At 80.4% G+C, this 347-nt stretch carries 1 protein-coding gene; it reads left to right on the forward strand.

The window, feature by feature from the left end:
* The coding region (locus VR44_RS00480; RefSeq protein ID WP_045945307.1) for an NAD(P)H-hydrate dehydratase at positions 1-295 on the forward strand (295 nt) is incomplete at its 5' end.
* Between the last annotated feature and the right edge of the window lie 52 nt (positions 296-347).

A 347-nucleotide genomic window follows, 5' to 3' on the forward strand; every position in this document is an offset into this window, starting at 1 on the left:
GTACGGGGCGGCGGTGCTGCTGAAGGGGGCCACGACGCTGGTCGCCCCCGGCGGGGGCGGGGCCGTACGGGTGAACCCGACGGGGACGCCGTGGCTGGCCACCGCCGGGAGCGGGGACGTGCTGTCGGGGCTGGCGGGGGCGCTGCTCGCCGGGGGGCTCGGCGGGGTGGACGCGGGGGCCGTAGCGGCCTATCTGCACGGGCTCGCGGGGCGGTTCGCGGCCGGTGGGGCGCCGGTGGTGGCGCAGGAGGTGGCCGGTGCGCTACCGGAGGCCTGGCGGTCCGTTACCGGCTAGGCCCGGCGGGGTGGGGGCCTGCGCGGGGCCTTCTCCCCGCCCCGCCCTTTCT

The organism is Streptomyces katrae, from assembly GCF_000966975.1.
Lineage (GTDB): Bacteria > Actinomycetota > Actinomycetes > Streptomycetales > Streptomycetaceae > Streptomyces > Streptomyces katrae.